The sequence below is a fragment of the Brevundimonas sp. BR2-1 genome, from assembly GCF_037626195.1.
Classification (GTDB): Bacteria; Pseudomonadota; Alphaproteobacteria; order Caulobacterales; family Caulobacteraceae; genus Brevundimonas.
The window spans coordinates 1,485,733-1,503,531 of sequence record NZ_JARKMV010000001.1 but is presented as its reverse complement, the minus strand read 5'-3'; the positions used below and the strand labels follow the sequence as shown (position 1 = coordinate 1,503,531).

Sequence of the window (17,799 nt, the reverse complement as noted above, 5' to 3'; positions counted from 1 at the left end):
TCACTGCCTGAGCGCGGTTTTTTGGGCGCTGGCGCTCGCGACGCGGTTGCTCGCTGCCTGAGCGCGGTCGGTGGTGCGGGAGAGGGACTGATGCCGCGCAAATTTCTGGTCGTCGTCGACGACAGTCCGGAGTTCGAGTCCGCCCTGCGCTATGCGGCGCGGCGGGCGCGGTCGACCGGAGGACGGGTGGCCATGCTGCGGGTGATCCCGGCGGCGGCGTCCGACGCCCACTGGGCCGGCGTGCGCGAGGAGATCGAACGCCAGACGCGGCTTGAGGCCGAGACCCTGCTGAACAAATGGGCCGACGAGGCGGCGGAGCGTTCGGGCGCGACGCCGCTGCTGCTGATCGAACGGGGCGAGCCGCAGGACGCCATCCGCAAGGTCGTGGGCGAGGACGCCGAGATCAAGATTCTGGTTCTGGCCGCGGGTCATGGCGGTCGAGGCCCTGGACCGCTGGTGTCGGCGGTCGTCAAACAGGGCGGCGCCTTCACCGGCCGCAAACTGCCGGTGACGATCGTGCCCGGCGAGCTGACCGAGAAGGATATCGAGGATCTGGCCTGATCCTTTCGGGGCGCTATCGCTCGCGACGCGGTCGCTCGCTGCCTGAGCGCCGGTGGCCTCTATCGCACGCGGCGCAGCGGCTCGCGGCTTGAGCGAGGGGGTGCGACCGCGGGGGACTTGAACCGGGGGCGGCCACGGCGCACTTACCCGCCATGTTCATCCAGACCGAACCGACCCCCAATCCGAACGTCCTGAAATTCCTGCCGGGGCGGGACGTTTCGGACTCGCCGACCGATTTCGTCAATGCGGAAGAGGCCGCCGCCTCGCCGCTGGCCGAGGCGCTGTTCGCGCTGGACGGCGTGACCGGCGTCTTCTTCGGCTATGACTATGTCTCGGTGACGCGCGAGGCCCAGGGACCGGAATGGACGACGATGAAGGCCCCCATACTGGCGGCCGTCATGGATCATTTCGTCTCGGGCGCGCCATTGATACGCGGCGCCGCCGCGGCCGCACAGTCCTCCGCCGAGGACACCGAGATCGTGGCCGAGATCAAACAGCTGCTGGACAGCCGCATCCGCCCCGCCGTGGCCCAGGACGGGGGCGACATCCTGTTCGACGCCTTCGACGAGGCGACCGGCGTCCTGACCCTGCGCATGCGCGGCGCCTGCGCCGGCTGTCCGTCGTCCTCGGCGACCCTGAAGGCCGGAGTCGAGCAGATGATGAAACACTATGTTCCGGAAGTGACCCGCGTGGAGCAGGTGCTCTGATTTGAGGGCGCTACCGCTCGCGACGCGGTCGCTCGCTGCTTGAGCGCGGCCTGAAACGAATCCGTCCTCGCTTCCGCGCGCGGACGGCGCCATCATGGATCCATGCCCCGGTTTGAAAGCGATGAGGACGCCCGGCGTCTCGGCGAGGCCCTGGCGGCCCTGCGCCGCGAGGCGGGGCTGAGCCAGGCCGAGGCCGGCCAGCGCGCCGGCATGACCAGCCAGGGCTGGGGCCTGTATGAATCCGGCAAACGCTCGGGTCTGTTCCGCCCCGATGTGCAACGAAGGCTGACGGGCGCGATCGGCGCCACGGTCGAGGCTCTGGCGCTGGTCCGGGGTCCGGCCGGAGAGACGTCTCACCCGGCCGGCGACAAGGCCGGCCTGGCCAGCGCGGGCCGGGGTTTCGCCGCCGCGCCGCCGGGTCCGGTGCGGCGGGTGCAACTGTCCAATGACGATCTGGCGCCCTGGGCCGCCTCGGGCGTGATGCTGGAATATGAGCCCGGCCGCTGGCCGCGGCGGGATCAGGGTTGCGTCATCGAGATGGCCGACGGCGAGACGCGGGTGCGGCTCTACGACCGGGCCGATGCGGACATGCTGGTGGTGCGCGGCGGACCGGGCGGGCTGGCGGCCGAGGAGCGGATCGCGCGCGCCGACACCCGGTCGGTGTCCGCCGTGACGGCGCGGCTGGAACGGTGATGAAACTATTTCATTGCAACGTTTTCGTTTCCATGAAACTCTGGGGAGTGGAAGAGGAGACGAACCGCCATGGCCAGAATCGGCGCTCGCGACGACGTGGATGCCTATGTGGGGGCGCGGATCGGTTTGCGGCGCTCGGCGCTTGGCCTGTCGCAGAGCGCCCTGGCCCAGCAGCTGGGGATCAGCTTCCAGCAGGTGCAGAAATACGAAACGGGTCAGAACCGCATCTCGGCCTCGCGGCTGCATCGCGCGGCGACGGTGCTGGGGACCTCGGTCGAGAGCTTCTTTCCGCCGGTCGAGACGGCGGGCGCGCCGGCCGGCGACGGCTGGGCGGGGCTGCGCTTCATCACCGCCACCACGGACGGCCGGACCGTGGCGACCGGCTTTCCGATGATCGCGGACCGCGAGGTGCGCAAGGCTGTGGCGCGCATCGTTCAGGCCCTGGCGCGGGACGTCTGAACCCGCCCTCCGGAGCGCGGACATGAGGGTGCTGGTCGTCGATACGGCGCTGGGCCTGTGCACCGCGGGGGTGTTCGAGGTCGAGGAGGCTGTCGTGCGCCGGCTGGGCCTGAAGTCCGAGCCGATGGCCAAGGGGCATTCGGAACGTCTGGCCGGGTTTGCGCGGGACGCCATGGCCGAGGCCGGGCTGGCATTCGAGGCGATCGACCGGATCGGGGTGACGGCGGGGCCCGGGTCCTTCACCGGCCTGCGCGTCGGCCTGGCCTTCGCCCAGGGGTTGGGAGCCGCGCTGGACAGGCCCGTGGTCGGGGTGTCCAGCCTCGACGCCCTGGCGGCGTCCGGCGGGGGCGGGGCGGCGGCGGCCCTGATCGACGCCCGGCGGGGCCAAGTCTATGCGCGGTTCTGGACGAACGGTCTGGCCCGGGGCGCCGCCGAGGCCCTGTCGCTGGAGGCGGCGTCGGCGCGGATCGCGGACCTGCCGCCGGGCGCCATGCTGATCGGATCGGGCGCGGCCCTGTTCGCCGAAGCCTTTCCGGGGCTGACGCAGGCCCCCCTGGCGGGACCGGCGCCCGAGGCGCTGGCCCGGCTGGCCGCGGCGGCCGATCCCGCGACGTCCCCGCCGCGGCCTCTGTATCTGCGCGCGCCCGACGCCGCGCCGCCGACCCGCCTGCCGGGTCAGGCCCGGCCGGCGCGGCCGTGAGCGAGGCAGCCGCCCGGCTGGCCGCCCTGCACGCCGAGGCGTTTGACGCGCCCTGGGACGCGGCCGCCTTCGACAGCCTGCTGGGTCAGGTCGGCGTCCATCTGGCCGAGAGTCCCGACGGCTTCATCCTGATGCGGACCGCAGCCGACGAGGCGGAGATCCTGACCCTGGCGGTGCGGCCCGGCGCGCGGCGACGGGGTCTTGGCGCGGAACTGGTCGCCCGGGGCGCGGCCGAGGCGGTGGCGCGCGGGGCCACGCGGCTGTTTCTGGAGGTGGCCGACGACAACGCGGCGGCGCGCGCCCTCTACGCCCGGGCCGGCTTTGCGGAGGCCGGCCGGCGGCCCCGCTATTACGCCCGCCCCGACGGGTCGCGGCGGGACGCCCTGCTGCTGGCTCTCAACCTGGCCTGACGGCTTCCATAACGCTGGCGGCCCGCCTATCCTGCGCCGCATGGACCGGATCGAAAAACTTTGCGCCGAACGCGGCATGCGGATGACCGAACAGCGCCGCGTGATCGCGCGCGTGCTGTCCAGCGCCGAGGATCATCCGGACGTCGAGGAGCTGTACCGCCGCGCCTCGGCCATCGATCCGCATATCTCGATCGCCACCGTCTACCGGACCGTGCGCCTGTTCGAGGAGGCCGGGGTCGTCGAGAAACATGACTTCGGCGATGGACGCAGCCGCTATGAAGAGGCAGGCGACGACCATCACGACCATCTGATCGACACCCGCTCGGGCGAGGTGATCGAATTCTTCGACGCCGAGATCGAACGGCTGAAGACCGAGATCGCCGAACGGCTGGGCTTCGAGCTGATCGGCCACAAGCTGGAACTTTACGGCAAGCCGATCGAGGGGGCCGAGCCGTCCAGCCGCGAAGGCCTGATCTTCAAACGCCACGCCGCGCGGGTCGATCCGGCCGACGCGGGCTGACGCCGGGCCCGCCGGGCGCTAGAAGTCCAGCATGACCGAGACCCTAGTCCCGCCGGCGATGTCGGATGGACAGGCCGCGCCGAAGCGCCTGTTCATCAAGACCTACGGCTGCCAGATGAATGTCTATGACTCCGAGCGCATGGCCGATGTGCTGCGGCCGCTCGGCTATGCGACGACGGATGCGGCTGAAAGCGCGGACTTCGTCATCCTGAACACCTGCCATATCCGCGAGAAGGCGGCGGAGAAGGTCTATTCCGAGCTGGGCAAGCTGCGCGAGTTGCGGGACCTGCGTCTGGCCGCCGGCAAGCCGCGCATGACCATCGCCGTGGCCGGCTGCGTCGCCCAGGCCGAGGGCGAGGAGATCATGCGCCGCCAGCCCGCCGTCGATATCGTGGTCGGACCGCAGGCCTATCATCAGCTGCCCGAACTGCTGACCCGCACGGCGCGGGCGCGCGGCGAGCGGATCGGGGCCGATTTCGCGCCGGTCGACAAGTTCGACGCCCTGCCGCAGGTCAGGGGCGTCGACGGGCCGACGGCCTTTCTGACCGTGCAGGAGGGGTGCGACAAATTCTGCACCTTCTGCGTCGTGCCCTATACGCGCGGCGCCGAATGGTCGCGGCCGGTCGCCGCGGTGCTGGCCGAGGCGCGGCAGCTGGCGGACCGGGGCGTGCGCGAGGTCACCCTGCTGGGCCAGAACGTCAACGCCTATGACGGCGAAGGGACGGACGGCAAGCCGTCGACCCTGGCGCGGCTGGCGTATGCGCTGGCGGACATCCCGGGGATCGACCGCATCCGCTATACGACCAGCCACCCCAACGACATGTCCGACGCTCTGATCGCCGCGCATGGCGAACTGGACGCTCTCATGCCGTGGCTGCATCTGCCCGTGCAGGCGGGCTCGGACCGGGTGCTGCGGCTGATGAACCGCAAGCACGGACGGGCGAAATATCTCGATCTGGTCGAGCGCATCCGCGAAAGCCGGCCCGACATCGCCATGGCCGGGGACTTCATCGTCGGCTTCCCGGGCGAGACGGACCGCGACTTCGGGGAGACGATGGATCTCGTTCGTCAGGTCCGCTACGCCTCGGCCTTCGCCTTCATGTATTCGCCGCGTCCCGGCACGCCGGCGGCGACCATGCCGGGGCAGGTTCCGGCCGAGGTTTCCCGCGAGCGGCTGCACGCGCTGCAGGCCCTGCTGGCCGAGCAGCAACTGGCGTTCAATCAGGACAAGGCGGGCCGGACCTTCGACGTCCTGTTCGCGAAGAAGGGCCGCCACGGGGCCCAGGCCGTTGGACGGTCGCCCTGGCTGCAATCGGTTCACGTCGACGACGCGGATCATCTGATCGGCCGGATCGTTCCGGTGACGATCGAATACGGCCAGCAGAATTCCCTGAAGGGCCGGCTCTTCAACGACGGGGCGACGCTCCGCAAACAGCGAGACCGACAGATTGGCGCGTGAGAGTGAGTTTCTGGCCCTGGGCGACGAAGCCCTTCGCGCCGTCATCGGTCCCGGCAGCCGGCACCTGGCCCTGATCGAGGACCGGTTCAAGGTTCTGGTCGAGACGCCCGGCGGAGGCGTGTCGATCAACGGCTCGTCAAAGGACCGGTCGCAGGCCAGACGCGTGATCGAAACCCTGGCCAACCGCTCGGAGACGGGCGCCGAGATCACCGAGGCCGACGTACGCACGGCGCTGGGCGCCGCGGCGGCCCAGCCGAGGGCAGGGCAGGGGAGTGTGGCCCCCGACGCCATCGCCCTGCCCGTCGGGCGGCGCGGGGCCATCGCGCCCAAGACGGCGGCGCAGGCCAACTATCTGTCGCTGCTGTCGCACTGCGAACTGACCTTCGGCGTCGGCCCGGCGGGCACGGGCAAGACGTTTCTGGCCGCGGCCTACGGCGCCTCCCTGCTGCGGCGGGGCCAGGTCGACCGGCTGGTCATCACCCGGCCCGCGGTCGAGGCGGGCGAGAAGCTGGGCTTCCTGCCCGGGGATCTGAACGAGAAGGTCGATCCCTATCTGGCCCCCATCTGGGAGGCGTTGAACGACATCCTGGGGCCGGACGATGTGCGGCGCCGGCGCGACAAGGGCGAGATCGAGGCGGCGCCGATCGCCTTCATGCGGGGCCGGACCCTGGCCCACGCCTTCATCATCGTGGACGAGGCCCAGAACACCTCGCGGCTGCAGATGAAGATGGTGCTCACCCGCCTTGGCGAGGGGGCGCGCATGGTGGTGACGGGCGACCCGTCGCAGGTCGACCTGCTGAATCCGCGCGATTCCGGACTCAAGCACGCCCTGCGCATCCTCGAGGAGGTGAAGGGGGTGGGCGTGCAGCGCTTCCAGGCCCAGGACGTGGTCCGCCACGCCATGGTCGAGCGGATCGTGCGCGCCTATGACGCGGACGCGGCGGCGCGCCGTCCGGCCGCGGACCTCGAAGATCCCGACGCATGATCGAGGTCGAGATCGAGGACGCGGCCTGGACCGCCGCCCTGCCCGACGCCGAAGCGGTGGCCGCTCGCGCGGCGACGGCGGCGCTGGGCGGGGTTCAGGGCGACGTGGTCGTCCTGCTGACCGACGACGAGGGCGTGCGCGACCTCAACGCCCGTTTTCGCGACCGGGACCGGCCGACCAATGTGCTGTCGTTTCCGGCGGCGGAGAGCGCGGCGCCGCATCTGGGCGATCTGGTGCTGGCCTATGGCGTCTGCGCGGCGGAGGCCGGGGCGCAGGGCAAGACCCTCGCCGACCATCTCAGCCATCTGACGGTCCACGGCGTGCTGCACCTGCTGGGGCGCGATCATGAAGCCGAGGACGAGGCCGAGGCGATGGAGGGCGAGGAGCGATCCATTCTTGCCAGCCTGGGCGTCGCCGACCCATACAGGCGCGATGACCCATCCCACGGCGACGCTTGACGACAACGGCCCCGCTGACGGCCGCCGCTCCCGGCTGATCCTGCGTTTGGGCCGCATCGGCCTGGCGCTGGCGGCGGGGGCGGCCGCGGCCCTGGCCCATCCGCCGTTCGGCGTCCTGCCCGGCCTGCTGGGCTACGCCCTGCTGATGTTCCTCTCCGAGCGGTCTGCCGGCGCGCGCGGGGCCTTCTGGATGGGATGGCTGGCCGGCTTCGCCTATTTCTTCATCAGCTGCTGGTGGGTGGCCGAGGCGTTTCTGGTCAATCCCGCGCAGGCGTGGATGGCGCCCTTCGCGGCCAGTCTGCTGCCGATCGGCTTGGGCCTGTTCTGGGGGACGGCGACGGCCCTGTACCGGCGGTTCATGCCGACGGGCGTGCGGCGGGTACTGGTGTTCGCGGCCCTGTTCTGCCTGCTGGAATGGCTGCGCGGCCATGTGCTGACCGGTTTCCCGTGGAATCCGGCCGGGGCCAGCTGGAGGGCGGGGTCGGCGGGGTCGCAGTTCGCGGCGGTTGCCGGCGTCTATGGTTTGAGCCTCGTCACCGTGGCGGCGGCGGCCGCCTTCGGCCCCCTGCTGGGGGCGGGGCCGCGCAAGGACCGGATCGTCGCGGCGGTTCTGGGCGCCGCGGCGCTGGGCGCCCTGGTGGTCGGCGGAACGATGCGGCTGTCGCAGGCGCGGCTGGAGCTGACCGACACCGTGGTGCGGATCGTTCAGGCGGACGTGCCCCAGGAATCGAAATGGTCGCCCGAGGCCTATCGGGGGATCGTGGACCGCTACGTCAATCTGACCGCCCGCCCCGGCGCGGTGGTTCCGGACCTGATCATCTGGCCCGAGGGGGCGCTGCCCGCCTCGGCCAATCAGGTCTTCGCCCCGGGTTCGCCCGATGCGGAGGCGATCGCCCGCGCGGTTCAGCCGGGCCAGAGCCTGATCATGGGTCTGGGCCGGGGCGTACCCGATCCGACGGCGCCCGAGGGCGGCCGTTACTACAACAGCCTGTTCGTCCTTACCGACGAGGGGGCCGGCGGCCTGCGGATCAGCGCCACCTATGACAAATACCGGCTGGTGCCGTTCGGCGAATATCTGCCGGCGGGCGGCGTGCTGGGCGCACTGGGCGTGCGCAGCCTGACCCATATGCCGACGGACTTCAGCGCCGGACCGCTGCCGGCCCCGATCCGGATCCCGGGCGCGCCGCGGGCCCAGCCGCTGATCTGCTATGAGAGCCTGTATCCCGGCTTCACGCCGGGCGGCGCCGGGCGGCCGGGCTGGATCGTCAACATCTCGAACGACGCCTGGTTCGGGCGCACCTCAGGGCCGCTGCAGCATCTGAATCTGGCCAGTTACCGCGCCATCGAGACGGGTCTGCCGGTGGTCCGCTCCACCCCGACCGGCGTCTCGGCCATGATCGACCCCTGGGGGCGGGTGGTCGGCGACCAGAGGTTGGAGCCCGGCGAAAGCGGCGTCATTGACGCGCGCCTGCCGCGACCCACGGGGTTGACGCCTTACGGACGCTTCGGAGACCTGTTCTTCTGGCTCGCAGTGCTGGCCGGACTGGCTCTGGCGGGCCCGTGGAGCCGGTTGCGCCTGTCCCGCCCCGGGCGAAAAATTCGCCGTTAAGGATAGTTTTCCCGCGACGCGCGAGGCGGGAAACCCTTTACTCAACCAAGGCTGGGCGTGGCGCCGCGCTTTTTGCATTTTTTGATGACAGCAGGCACAGCCGGGCGCATTCAGGCTCGACGGTACCAACCGAAGGACGAGTAACGATGGCGAGAGGCAAGGGCGAGGACGGACCTCATCCCGTGGACCGGCATGTCGGCCGGCGCGTCTGCGAGAAGAGGCTGGCGCTCGGCTACAACCAGAGTGACCTCGGTCGGGCCCTGGGCCTGACCTTCCAGCAGATCCAGAAATATGAAAAGGGGGCCAACCGCGTCTCGGCGTCCAAACTTTGGGACATCGCCCGCTTCTTCAAGGTCGACATCGGCTATTTCTTCGAAGGGCTGAACGGCGCACAGGCGGCGGGCATGGCCGAGGGCGGGGCGGGGTATGAGCACGACTTTCCGGCCACGCGCTACACCATCGAGATCAGCCGCCTGGCGCCCCAGCTGTCCAGCCGGCAGCAAAAGCTGGCGCTGGAGCTGATCCGCGACATGGCCGATCGCAAGGAAACGGACGAGGCCTGACTCTCGCCCGCTAGTCCTGCGCCGCCCGCCGCTGGCCGAAGGTCGGCGCGCGGTCCTTCTGCTCGGCCCAGTACGCCGCCCCCTCGCGCGGCTTGAACATGGTTTTCGGGACGCCGCCGCGCGACACCACGGCGAAGGTGTTGGTCGAGGCCTGATACAGCAGCACATCGCCATTGGGCCGCTCGACGCGGTCCGTGCCGGCCGGCGGACGCGTGGTGAAGGCCTCGACCTTCGCCAGATAGTCCCGGGGCGTGCGGGCCCCGAAATCCGCTCCGTTCCGCTCGAACAGCCGCGCGACCTTGGCGTCCACCGTCTCGCGTCGGTTGGCGGTCAGCACGGGCTTCGGCGCTTCGGCGTCGGGCGAGGTCCCTGCGGCCTGCGCCGGGGCGCCGCCCGCGGCGGCGAGCACCGCCCCGGCCGTCCCCTCCGCCGTCCGCTCCCGGGTCTCGACGGCCGAGCCGCCGTTGCCGCAGGCCGAAACCAGGGCGGCCATCGCGCCCGCGATCCACAGTCTGGAGATCATTCTGTCCTCCCAAAGGTTGAAACTCCCGGCTGACGACATAACCACAGGTCCTTTGTTCTTGCAATGTTCCGTGTCGGACGCCGCGTGGGCGGTCCGGTCCTCGACGGATGGGGCGGGGATGGCTAGATGACCGGCATGACCTCCGCCGCCCTGTCCGGACGCAAGATCCTGCTGATCGTCGGCGGCGGCATCGCCGCCTACAAGGCGCTGGAGCTGACGCGGCTGCTGAAGAAGGCGGGGGCCGAGGTCATGAGCGTGCTGACGGCGGCCGGGGCCGAGTTCGTGACGCCGATGTCGCTGGCCGCCCTGACCGGCCATCCGGTGCGCCAGGCCCTGTTCATGCCCGAGGACGAGACGGCCATGGGCCATATCGAACTGTCGCGCTGGGCCGATCTGGTGGTGGTGGCGCCGGCGACGGCGGGGCTGATCGCCAAGGCGGCCAACGGACTGGCGGACGATCTGGCCTCGACGACGCTTCTGGCCACCGACAAGCGGGTGCTGCTGGCTCCGGCGATGAATGTGCGGATGTGGCTGCACCCGGCGGTTCAGGCCAATCTCGAGCAGCTGAAGGGCTTTGACGGCTTCCATGGCGTCGCCGTGGTCGGCCCCGACGAGGGCGAAATGGCCTGCGGCGAGTTCGGCCCGGGCCGAATGGCCGAGCCGGCGGCGATCGTGGATGCGATCGAGGGGCTGCTGGCCGGGCCGGCCCGTTCTTCGGAATCGGGGCGCCCGCTGGCGGGCCGCAGGGCGGTGGTGACGGCCGGACCGACCTTCGAGCCCATCGATCCGGTGCGGGGGCTGACGAACCGTTCCAGCGGCAAACAAGGATACGCCATCGCCCAGGCGCTGGCGCAGCTGGGGGCGCAGGTGACGCTGGTGTCGGGGCCCGTGGCGCTGGCGGCGCCCGCAGGCGTCGAGCGCGTGTGGGTCGAGACGGCCCGGCAGATGAAGGCGGCGGTGGAGGCGGCCCTGCCTTCCGACATCGCCGTGATGAGCGCCGCCGTGGCGGACTGGCGCGTCGACGGCGTCGCCTCGGGCAAGATCAAGAAGGCCCCCGGCGGCCCGCCCTCGCTGGCCCTGATCGAGAATCCCGACATTCTGGCCAGCGTGTCGGCGCCCGGAAAGACGCGGCCGAAACTGGTCGTGGGCTTCGCGGCCGAGACGGCCGATCTCGAGGCCAACGCCCGGGCCAAGCTGTCGCGCAAGGGCTGCGACTGGATCGTCGGCAATGACGTGTCGGACGACGTCTTCGGCGCGGACGGCAATACGGTGACCCTGTTCACGCGCGACGGTCTGGCGGAAAGCTGGCCGCGTCAGTCCAAGACAGAGGTGGCGAGGAAGCTGGCCGCGAGGATCGCCGATCATTTCGGCTGATCTGTCCACACGTTCTCCACCAGCTTTCCCCTTGTCACCTGTTCCTTCTCCACGGGAGGTTCTCTGACGGTGAACAGGGCGACGCGCCGCGGCGGCTGGCGGCACGGTATGGATCGCAGGGGCAATTCACCGCCTTAGTAGCTCTAATGAAGCCAGCGAACCCATGACGACCGTCCGGATCGAACGCCTGCCGCACGCAGAAGGCCTGCCCCTGCCCGCCTATGAGACTTCGGGCTCCGCCGGAATGGACCTCCGGGCAGCCATTGACGAGAATCTGCCGGTCATGCTGGCGCCCGGAGCGAGGACCCTGGTGCCCACCGGCCTCAGGATCGCACTGGAGCCGGGCTTCGAAGCCCAGGTACGTCCCCGGTCCGGACTGGCGCTGAAGCACGGGATCACCTGCCTGAACTCGCCCGGCACCATCGACAGCGACTATCGCGGGGAGGTCGGGGTGATCCTGATCAACCACGGGCAGGAGCCGTTCGTGATCCGGCGCGGCGAACGCATCGCCCAGATGGTCATCGCCCGCTACGCGCAGGCGGAGATGATGGAGGTCGGCGGACTCGACGAAACCGCCCGGGGAGCCGGCGGCTTCGGCTCGACCGGTCGTTAAGCGGAGCCATTCGGCGGAAACCGCGTTAACCTTGCTTCCGGCCGCGCCGCGGCCGTTTCAAGGAGGTCGGCGTATGGAGTCCCTGTTCGATTCGATCGGCGCGTTTCTGACCGGTATCTTCGGCCTCGCCCAGGGCGGGTTCGACAGCGTCAACCAGATCATGGGCCTGCTGATCGCGGTGATCGCCGCCCTGATGATGACGGCGTGGAGTCGGCTGTGGGCGACGGCGCTCGGCGCGGCCCTGGTGCATATCCTCATAGGGGTGGTGCGGCCGATGCTGGACGGCGGGGCGCTGGTTCTCCCGAACCTGCTGAGCCTGACCTTCTGGATGACCGTTCTGGCCCTGTTCCTGGGCTATGCGATCGTCATCGCGGTCTTCTTCTTCATCAAGTCGCTGTTCGTCGGCCGCGGCCACAGCCGCCACCGCCACGCGCACTGAGGCCCAGGGGCCTCGGCATCCTTGGCGGGCCGTCAGGCCTGCCGAAAACCAAGAACGTCCTGCATGTCGTAGAGACCCGGCTTGCGGCTGCGGACCCACGCCGCCGCCGCGACGGCGCCGCGGGCGAACAGCGACCGGTCGATGGCCGAGTGGCTGAGGGTCAGGGTCTCGTCTTCCGAGGCGAACAGGACCGTGTGCTCGCCGATGATGCCGCCGGCCCGCAGCGAGGCGAAACCGATCTTCCCGCTTTCCCGGGCCCCGGTGATGCCGTCGTATGGCGCACGGCGCACGTCGGCCAGGTCCTCGCCGCGGCCGTTGGCGGCCGCCTCGCCCAGCATCAGGGCGGTGCCCGAGGGGGCGTCCGCCTTCTTGCGATGATGGGCCTCCAGCACCTCGATGTCCCAGTCGCGGGGGTCCAGCCTCTGGGCGGCGTGTTCGACCAGACCGATCAGGATGTTGACGCCCAGCGAGAAATTGCCGCTGCGGACGATGGCGATCTTCTCCGCCGCCCGCAGGATTTCGGCGTCCTGTTCGGGCGACAGGCCGGTGGAGCCGATGACCAGGGCCGGCCCGCCACGCGCGGCGCAGGCCCGCGCCAGCTCGGCCGAGGCGTCGGGGGTCGAAAAGTCGATGATGACGTCGCACAGCGACAGGTCCGGCGTCTCACCGCGATCGAAGCGGGCTGAGACCACGACATCGTCGCGGGCGTCCAGAACGGCCGATACGGCCCGCCCCATGCGGCCCCGGGCCCCGGAGATGCCGGCGTGGAAGATGGCGCTCAATTCGGACCCCTGTCAGTTCGTCTGCATTGTGGAGGGTTTCTTCCGGACCGTCATCCCAAACACCGTCGCTCTCTCACCCCAAACACCGCCGGCGTCATCCTCGGGCTTGACCCGAGGATCAGAGGTTGGGCTGCAGGGTGTCCGGGACGGCCCTCCAACCTCCGGGCCGGCCCAGGGGACGCGCACCGGATGATCTGGCCCTCGGGTCAAGCCCGGGGGTGACGGCGGGGGCTACTGCGGCGCTTCCGAGCCCAGGATGTCGGCCCAGAAGCGTTTGGCCTTGCCGGCGAAGGACGAGTTGCGCGGGGTCTGGCTCTCGCCCAGCGAGGCGGCCAGTTCCTGCAGCAGCTCCTTCTGGTGCGCGGTCAGGTCCGTGGGGGTCTCGACGAACAGCTCGACCACCAGATCGCCGCGGTTCTTGCCGTTCAGATGCGGCATGCCCTTGCCCTTGATGCGCACCGTCTTGCCGGTCTGGGAGCCGGCGGGAACGCTGACGGGCGCGCGGCAGCGGCCGTCGCAGGCCTCGGACGTCAGGCAGGGGGCGTCGATCTCGCCGCCGAGCGCCGCGGTGGTCATGGGCACGGGGACGGTGACCAGAAGGTCGAGATTGTCGCGCTCGAACAGTTCGTGCGGGGTCACCGACAGGAAGACGTACAGGTCGCCGCGCGGACCGCCGCGCGCGCCGGCGTCGCCCTCGCCCGACAGGCGGATGCGCGAACCGTCGTCGACCCCGGCGGGGACCTTGAGCTGGAGTTTGCGGTTCTTGCGCACCTGTCCATGGCCGGCGCAGCTGGCGCAAGGTTCGGCGATCATCTGGCCCTGGCCGCCGCAGCGGGGGCAGGTGCGTTCGACCTGGAAGAAGCCGTTGGCCGAACGGACCCTGCCTGCGCCCTGGCAGGTGGTGCAGGTGGTCGGCTTGGTGCCGGCCTTCGCGCCCGTGCCCTCGCAGGTGTCGCAGGTCGCGGTGGTGGGCACGCTGATTTCGACGTCGGCGCCCTTGTAGGCCTGCTCCAGCGTGATCTCGAGGTCGTAGCGCAGATCCGAGCCGCGGCGCGGACCGTGCTGGCGGGCGCCGCCTCCGGCGCGGCCGCCGAAGACATCGCCGAACGCCTCGCCGAAGACCTGGGAAAAGATGTCGTTGACGTCGGTGAAGCCCTGGCCCTGGCCGAACGGATTTCCGCCGCCGCCATTGACCCCGGCATGGCCGAAACGGTCGTAGGCCGCCCGCTTCTGGTCGTCGGACAGGACGGAATAGGCTTCGGAAATTTCCTTGAAGCGCGCCATGGAGTCGTCGCACCCGCCGTTCCGGTCGGGGTGGTGCTGCATGGCCAGTTTGCGGTAGGCGGCCTTCAGGCCGGCGGCGTCGATCGTCCGCTCGACTCCCAGAACCTCGTAATAGTCACGCGTCGCCATGCGGCGGTCGTCCTCTTACTCTTGCCGACGATCGGCGCCTCTTGGCGGGCGAATGACCGTAACGGCTGACCGGGCTGACATGGTGGCCCGGGAAAATGATGCAAGTTCATGAAACGGCCCCGCCCGTCGTCAGACAAGCGGGGCCGGGTGATTGTTCGCGCGGTGTGGCTTACGCGCTCTTCTTCTCGTCGTCGTCGCCCGAGACTTCCTCGAACTCGGCGTCGACCACGCCGTCGTCGGCGGGGGCTTCAGCCGAGGCACCGTCGCCGGCGCCCTGCTGCGAGGCGTACATGGCCTCGCCCAGCTTCATCGAGGCCTGAACCAGGGTGTTGGTCTTCGTCCGGATGTCTTCCGGATCCGTGCCTTCCTTCGCGGCCTTCAGCTCCTCCAGGGCGGTTTCGATGGCGGTCTTCTCTTCGCCGCCGATCTTGTCGCCATGTTCGGCCATGGCCTTCTCGGTCGAATGGATCAGGCTGTCGGCGGCGTTGACCGCCTCGACCATTTCCTTCCTGGCCTTGTCGGAGGCCGCATTGGCCTCGGCTTCCTTGACCATCTTCTCGATGTCGGCGTCCGACAGGCCGCCGTTGGCCTGGATGCGGATCGACTGTTCCTTGTTGGTCGCCTTGTCCTTGGCGGTCACATGGACGATGCCGTTGGCGTCGATGTCGAAGGCGACCTCGATCTGCGGCATGCCCCGCGGCGCGGGCGGAATGCCCATCAGGTCGAACTGACCCAGCACCTTGTTGTCGGCGGCCATCGGACGCTCGCCCTGGAAGACGCGGATCGTCACGGCCGACTGGTTGTCGTCGGCGGTCGAGAAGACCTGGCTCTTCTTGGTCGGGATGGTCGTGTTGCGTTCAATCAGCGGGGTGAAGACGCCGCCCAGGGTCTCGATGCCCAGCGTCAGCGGGGTCACGTCGAGCAGCAGGACGTCCTTGACGTCGCCTTGCAGGACGCCGGCCTGAACGGCGGCGCCGAGGGCGACGACTTCGTCAGGGTTCACGCCCTTGTGCGGCTCCTTGCCGAAGAAGGCCTTCACGGCCTCCTGCACCTTGGGCATGCGGGTCATGCCGCCGACCAGCACCACTTCGTCGATGTCCGAGGCCTTCATGCCGGCATCGGCGAGGGCCTTCTTGCACGGCTCGATGGTGCGCTGGACCAGGTCCTCGACGAGGGCTTCCAGCTTGGCGCGCGACAGTTTGATGTTCAGGTGAAGCGGGCCTGAGGCGTTCATGGTGATGAACGGCAGGTTGACCTCGTACTGGGTCGTGGAGCTGAGCTCCTTCTTGGCCTTTTCGGCCTCTTCCTTGAGGCGCTGCAGGGCCAGTTTGTCGGAGCGCAGGTCGACGCCCTGCTCCTTCTTGAACTCGTCAGCCAGGTAGTCGACCAGACGCAGGTCGAAGTCCTCGCCGCCCAGGAAGGTGTCGCCGTTGGTCGACTTCACCTCGAAGACGCCATCGCCGATCTCGAGGATCGAGACGTCGAAGGTGCCGCCGCCGAGGTCGTAGACGGCGATCTTCTGGCCATCGTTCTTGTCCAGGCCATAGGCCAGGGCGGCCGCGGTCGGCTCGTTGATGATGCGCAGGACTTCCAGACCGGCGATCTTGCCGGCGTCCTTGGTCGCCTGACGCTGGGCGTCGTTGAAATAGGCGGGCACGGTGATGACGGCCTGGGTGACGGTTTCACCCAGATAGGCCTCCGCGGCCTCCTTCATCTTGCCCAGGGTGTAGGCCGAGACCTGCTGGGGCGAATAGTCCTTGCCGTGGGCCTTCACCCAGGCGTCGCCGTTCGGGCCCTTGACGATCTCATAGGGGACCATCCCCTTGTCCTTGGCCACCACGGGGTCCGTGAAATTGCGGCCGATCAGGCGCTTGATGGCGAAGAAGGTGTTGGTCGGGTTGGTGACCGCCTGGCGCTTGGCCGGCTGGCCCACCAGCACTTCGCCGCTGTCCTGGATAGCGACGACGGAGGGCGTCGTGCGGTTGCCCTCGGCGTTCTCGATGACCTTGGGATTCTTGCCGTCCATGACGGCGACGCACGAGTTCGTGGTGCCCAGGTCGATGCCGATGATCTTGGCCATGTGTAGTCTTTCACTCCATTTCAGCGGGCGATGCGGCGGCCTTTTAAAGCGAAGCGCCGCGCGTGACCGCCCCCGATGTTCAGGGTCTTTGGTCGGTTGGTACGGTTCCGGCCGCAAAGCCCCACGAACTGCGGGGATTTACGGCGGTTGTGGCCGATATGGGAAACACCCCCGGCCCTGCAAGCCCCAAACGCCTTCAGGGGAAGATTCGCTCTTTCATCAGAATGGATGATTTCGACGAACATTGGTGTAGTTAATAGGGGATGTGTCGGCCTGAGGGGGGCTGGCATCCGGGGAGAAACCGAGAATGAACGTCCACAAGACCATCGTCCGCGCCGCCGTCGTCCTGGCCGCGCTGGCTTCCACCGCGGCGGCCGCCGCCCCGACGACGGCGCCCGAGCGGGCCGTCGCCGTCACCACCGCCGCAGCGCCTGCGCCCGTGCAATCGCGCGACGGCCGGAACCGCCGCGTGCGCATCCACAACAACACCGGCTGGACCATGCTGCGCTTCTTTGCGTCGAACACCAGCCGCAGCGACTGGGAAGAGGACATCCTGGGCAACGACGTCCTCGCCAATAACGCCAGCATCGTGATGAACATCGACGACGGCACCGGCGCCTGCCTGTTCGACTTCAAGGCCGAGTTCACCAACGGCCAGAGCCTGATCCGCAACAACGTCAACGTCTGCGAGATCGCGGACTATTACTACACGCGCTGAGGCGCGCAGCGCCTCAGCTTGTTTGTTGGGCCTACCGCCCTTCGGGCTACTTGAGGCCGGGTCGCGCCCCCCTACCTTGATGGGATGTCCGCGCGCCCTGGGATCGATACGGGAATGGAGGGCTTCCGGTTCTGGCCGGGAGCCCTTTCCGCGTCCGAACAGGCCGGTCTGCTGGCCGGGGTGCTGGCGGCCGAGGCGGAGGCGCCCTTCTATCAGCCGGTGACGCCGGGCGGCCGGCCGTTGTCGGTGCGGATGACCAGTCTGGGGCCGCTGGGCTGGGTGTCCGACCGTGCGGGCTACCGCTATCAGGCGACGCATCCGGTCACGGGGGCCGCATGGCCCCCGATTCCGCGCCTGCTTCTGGACCTGTGGCGCGATCTGACCGGAGACGAGACGCCGCCGGACGCCTGTCTGGTCAATCTGTACCAGGACGGGGCCAGGATGGGCCTGCATCAGGACCGCGACGAGGCGGACATGTCGGCGCCGGTGCTGTCGGTCTCGCTGGGCGATGCGGCCATGTTCCGGATCGGGCCCGCGGGCGGCGGGCCGACGAAGGCGATCCGGCTGAACTCGGGCGATGTCTGCGCCCTGACAGGGCCGGCGCGGCTGGCGCGGCATGGCATCGACCGGGTCATCGCCGGCTCCTCGACGCTGATCCCGGGCGGCGGGCGGATCAATCTGACGCTGCGCCGGGCTGCTCCAGCTTCACAGCAAACGTGAATGGACGCCTCGC

Annotated in this window: 21 protein-coding genes; 17 read left to right on the top strand and 4 right to left on the bottom strand. The window is 69.4% G+C overall.

The window, feature by feature from the left end:
* Positions 1 to 90: 90 nt before the first annotated feature.
* The 12 genes from BrevBR_RS07560 to BrevBR_RS07505 all read left to right on the top strand — a co-directional run bounded on the left by BrevBR_RS07560 (position 91) and on the right by BrevBR_RS07505 (position 9,124).
* Entirely contained in the window at positions 91 to 561 is a 471-nt protein-coding gene (locus tag BrevBR_RS07560; RefSeq protein WP_332640226.1) for a universal stress protein, read from the top strand.
* 152 nt (positions 562 to 713) lie between these two features.
* Positions 714 to 1,268: a NifU family protein gene (locus tag BrevBR_RS07555; RefSeq protein ID WP_332640225.1), complete on the top strand. Its 555-nt coding sequence runs from the start codon at positions 714 to 716 to the stop codon at positions 1,266 to 1,268.
* 102 nt (positions 1,269 to 1,370) lie between these two features.
* Entirely contained in the window at positions 1,371 to 1,961 is a 591-nt protein-coding gene (locus tag BrevBR_RS07550; protein WP_340000479.1) for a helix-turn-helix domain-containing protein, read from the top strand.
* Positions 1,962 to 2,030: 69 nt separating this feature from the next.
* Entirely contained in the window at positions 2,031 to 2,420 is a 390-nt protein-coding gene (locus tag BrevBR_RS07545) for a helix-turn-helix domain-containing protein (protein WP_332640223.1), read from the top strand.
* A gap of 22 nt (positions 2,421 to 2,442) precedes the next feature.
* The gene (gene tsaB, locus BrevBR_RS07540; RefSeq protein ID WP_340000478.1) at positions 2,443 to 3,120 is read left to right on the top strand and encodes a tRNA (adenosine(37)-N6)-threonylcarbamoyltransferase complex dimerization subunit type 1 TsaB; all 678 of its coding nucleotides are present in this window, start codon (positions 2,443 to 2,445) and stop codon (positions 3,118 to 3,120) included.
* Entirely contained in the window at positions 3,117 to 3,530 is a 414-nt protein-coding gene (locus tag BrevBR_RS07535; RefSeq protein WP_340000477.1) for a GNAT family N-acetyltransferase, read from the top strand. Before tsaB ends, BrevBR_RS07535 begins: the two co-directional genes overlap by 4 nt.
* A 40-nt stretch (positions 3,531 to 3,570) precedes the next feature.
* Positions 3,571 to 4,050 carry a Fur family transcriptional regulator gene (locus tag BrevBR_RS07530; RefSeq protein WP_332640220.1) on the top strand — a complete coding sequence of 160 codons (480 nt, stop codon included), beginning with the start codon at positions 3,571 to 3,573 and terminating at the stop codon, positions 4,048 to 4,050.
* 31 nt (positions 4,051 to 4,081) lie between these two features.
* The gene (miaB, locus tag BrevBR_RS07525; protein ID WP_340000476.1) at positions 4,082 to 5,509 is read left to right on the top strand and encodes a tRNA (N6-isopentenyl adenosine(37)-C2)-methylthiotransferase MiaB; all 1,428 of its coding nucleotides are present in this window, start codon (positions 4,082 to 4,084) and stop codon (positions 5,507 to 5,509) included.
* A complete protein-coding gene (locus tag BrevBR_RS07520; RefSeq protein WP_340000475.1) occupies positions 5,499 to 6,494 on the top strand; it encodes a PhoH family protein in 996 nt (331 codons plus the stop codon). The genes miaB and BrevBR_RS07520 overlap by 11 nt, the downstream gene beginning before the upstream one ends.
* Positions 6,491 to 6,952 carry an rRNA maturation RNase YbeY gene (gene ybeY, locus BrevBR_RS07515; protein ID WP_332640217.1) on the top strand — a complete coding sequence of 154 codons (462 nt, stop codon included), beginning with the start codon at positions 6,491 to 6,493 and terminating at the stop codon, positions 6,950 to 6,952. The genes BrevBR_RS07520 and ybeY overlap by 4 nt, the downstream gene beginning before the upstream one ends.
* A complete protein-coding gene (gene lnt / locus BrevBR_RS07510) occupies positions 6,927 to 8,561 on the top strand; it encodes an apolipoprotein N-acyltransferase (protein WP_340000474.1) in 1,635 nt (544 codons plus the stop codon). Before ybeY ends, lnt begins: the two co-directional genes overlap by 26 nt.
* Positions 8,562 to 8,707: 146 nt before the next feature.
* Positions 8,708 to 9,124: a helix-turn-helix domain-containing protein gene (locus tag BrevBR_RS07505; protein ID WP_332640215.1), complete on the top strand. Its 417-nt coding sequence runs from the start codon at positions 8,708 to 8,710 to the stop codon at positions 9,122 to 9,124.
* 10 nt (positions 9,125 to 9,134) lie between these two features.
* On the opposite strand, the gene BrevBR_RS07500 is transcribed toward BrevBR_RS07505, so the two are convergent.
* The gene (locus BrevBR_RS07500; RefSeq protein ID WP_332640214.1) at positions 9,135 to 9,647 is read right to left on the bottom strand and encodes an S-type pyocin family protein; all 513 of its coding nucleotides are present in this window, start codon (positions 9,645 to 9,647) and stop codon (positions 9,135 to 9,137) included.
* 135 nt (positions 9,648 to 9,782) lie between these two features.
* Between BrevBR_RS07500 and coaBC the strand changes: the two genes are divergently transcribed.
* From coaBC to BrevBR_RS07485, 3 genes are all read left to right on the top strand, one after another.
* Positions 9,783 to 11,021, top strand: a complete 1,239-nt coding sequence (gene coaBC, locus BrevBR_RS07495) for a bifunctional phosphopantothenoylcysteine decarboxylase/phosphopantothenate--cysteine ligase CoaBC (RefSeq protein WP_340000772.1) — start codon at positions 9,783 to 9,785, stop codon at positions 11,019 to 11,021.
* 163 nt (positions 11,022 to 11,184) lie between these two features.
* Positions 11,185 to 11,634, top strand: coding sequence for a dUTP diphosphatase (gene dut, locus BrevBR_RS07490; protein WP_332640213.1), 450 nt, complete (start codon positions 11,185 to 11,187; stop codon positions 11,632 to 11,634).
* 73 nt (positions 11,635 to 11,707) lie between these two features.
* Entirely contained in the window at positions 11,708 to 12,073 is a 366-nt protein-coding gene (locus BrevBR_RS07485; RefSeq protein WP_332640212.1) for a hypothetical protein, read from the top strand.
* 32 nt (positions 12,074 to 12,105) lie between these two features.
* Here the strand turns inward: BrevBR_RS07485 and dapB are convergent, their stop codons facing one another.
* From dapB to dnaK, 3 genes are all read right to left on the bottom strand, one after another.
* Positions 12,106 to 12,855, bottom strand: coding sequence for a 4-hydroxy-tetrahydrodipicolinate reductase (gene dapB / locus BrevBR_RS07480; RefSeq protein WP_332640211.1), 750 nt, complete (start codon positions 12,853 to 12,855; stop codon positions 12,106 to 12,108).
* Positions 12,856 to 13,086: 231 nt separating this feature from the next.
* Positions 13,087 to 14,268 carry a molecular chaperone DnaJ gene (dnaJ, locus tag BrevBR_RS07475; RefSeq protein WP_332640210.1) on the bottom strand — a complete coding sequence of 394 codons (1,182 nt, stop codon included), beginning with the start codon at positions 14,266 to 14,268 and terminating at the stop codon, positions 13,087 to 13,089.
* Positions 14,269 to 14,437: 169 nt separating this feature from the next.
* Positions 14,438 to 16,348, bottom strand: coding sequence for a molecular chaperone DnaK (gene dnaK, locus BrevBR_RS07470; protein ID WP_332640209.1), 1,911 nt, complete (start codon positions 16,346 to 16,348; stop codon positions 14,438 to 14,440).
* Positions 16,349 to 16,655: 307 nt separating this feature from the next.
* On the opposite strand from dnaK, the gene BrevBR_RS07465 reads away from it, so the two are divergent.
* Both BrevBR_RS07465 and BrevBR_RS07460 read left to right on the top strand, forming a co-directional pair.
* Positions 16,656 to 17,066, top strand: coding sequence for a hypothetical protein (locus tag BrevBR_RS07465; protein WP_332640208.1), 411 nt, complete (start codon positions 16,656 to 16,658; stop codon positions 17,064 to 17,066).
* Between the two features lie 114 nt (positions 17,067 to 17,180).
* Positions 17,181 to 17,786: an alpha-ketoglutarate-dependent dioxygenase AlkB gene (locus tag BrevBR_RS07460; protein WP_340000473.1), complete on the top strand. Its 606-nt coding sequence runs from the start codon at positions 17,181 to 17,183 to the stop codon at positions 17,784 to 17,786.
* The last annotated feature ends 13 nt before the right edge of the window (positions 17,787 to 17,799 follow it).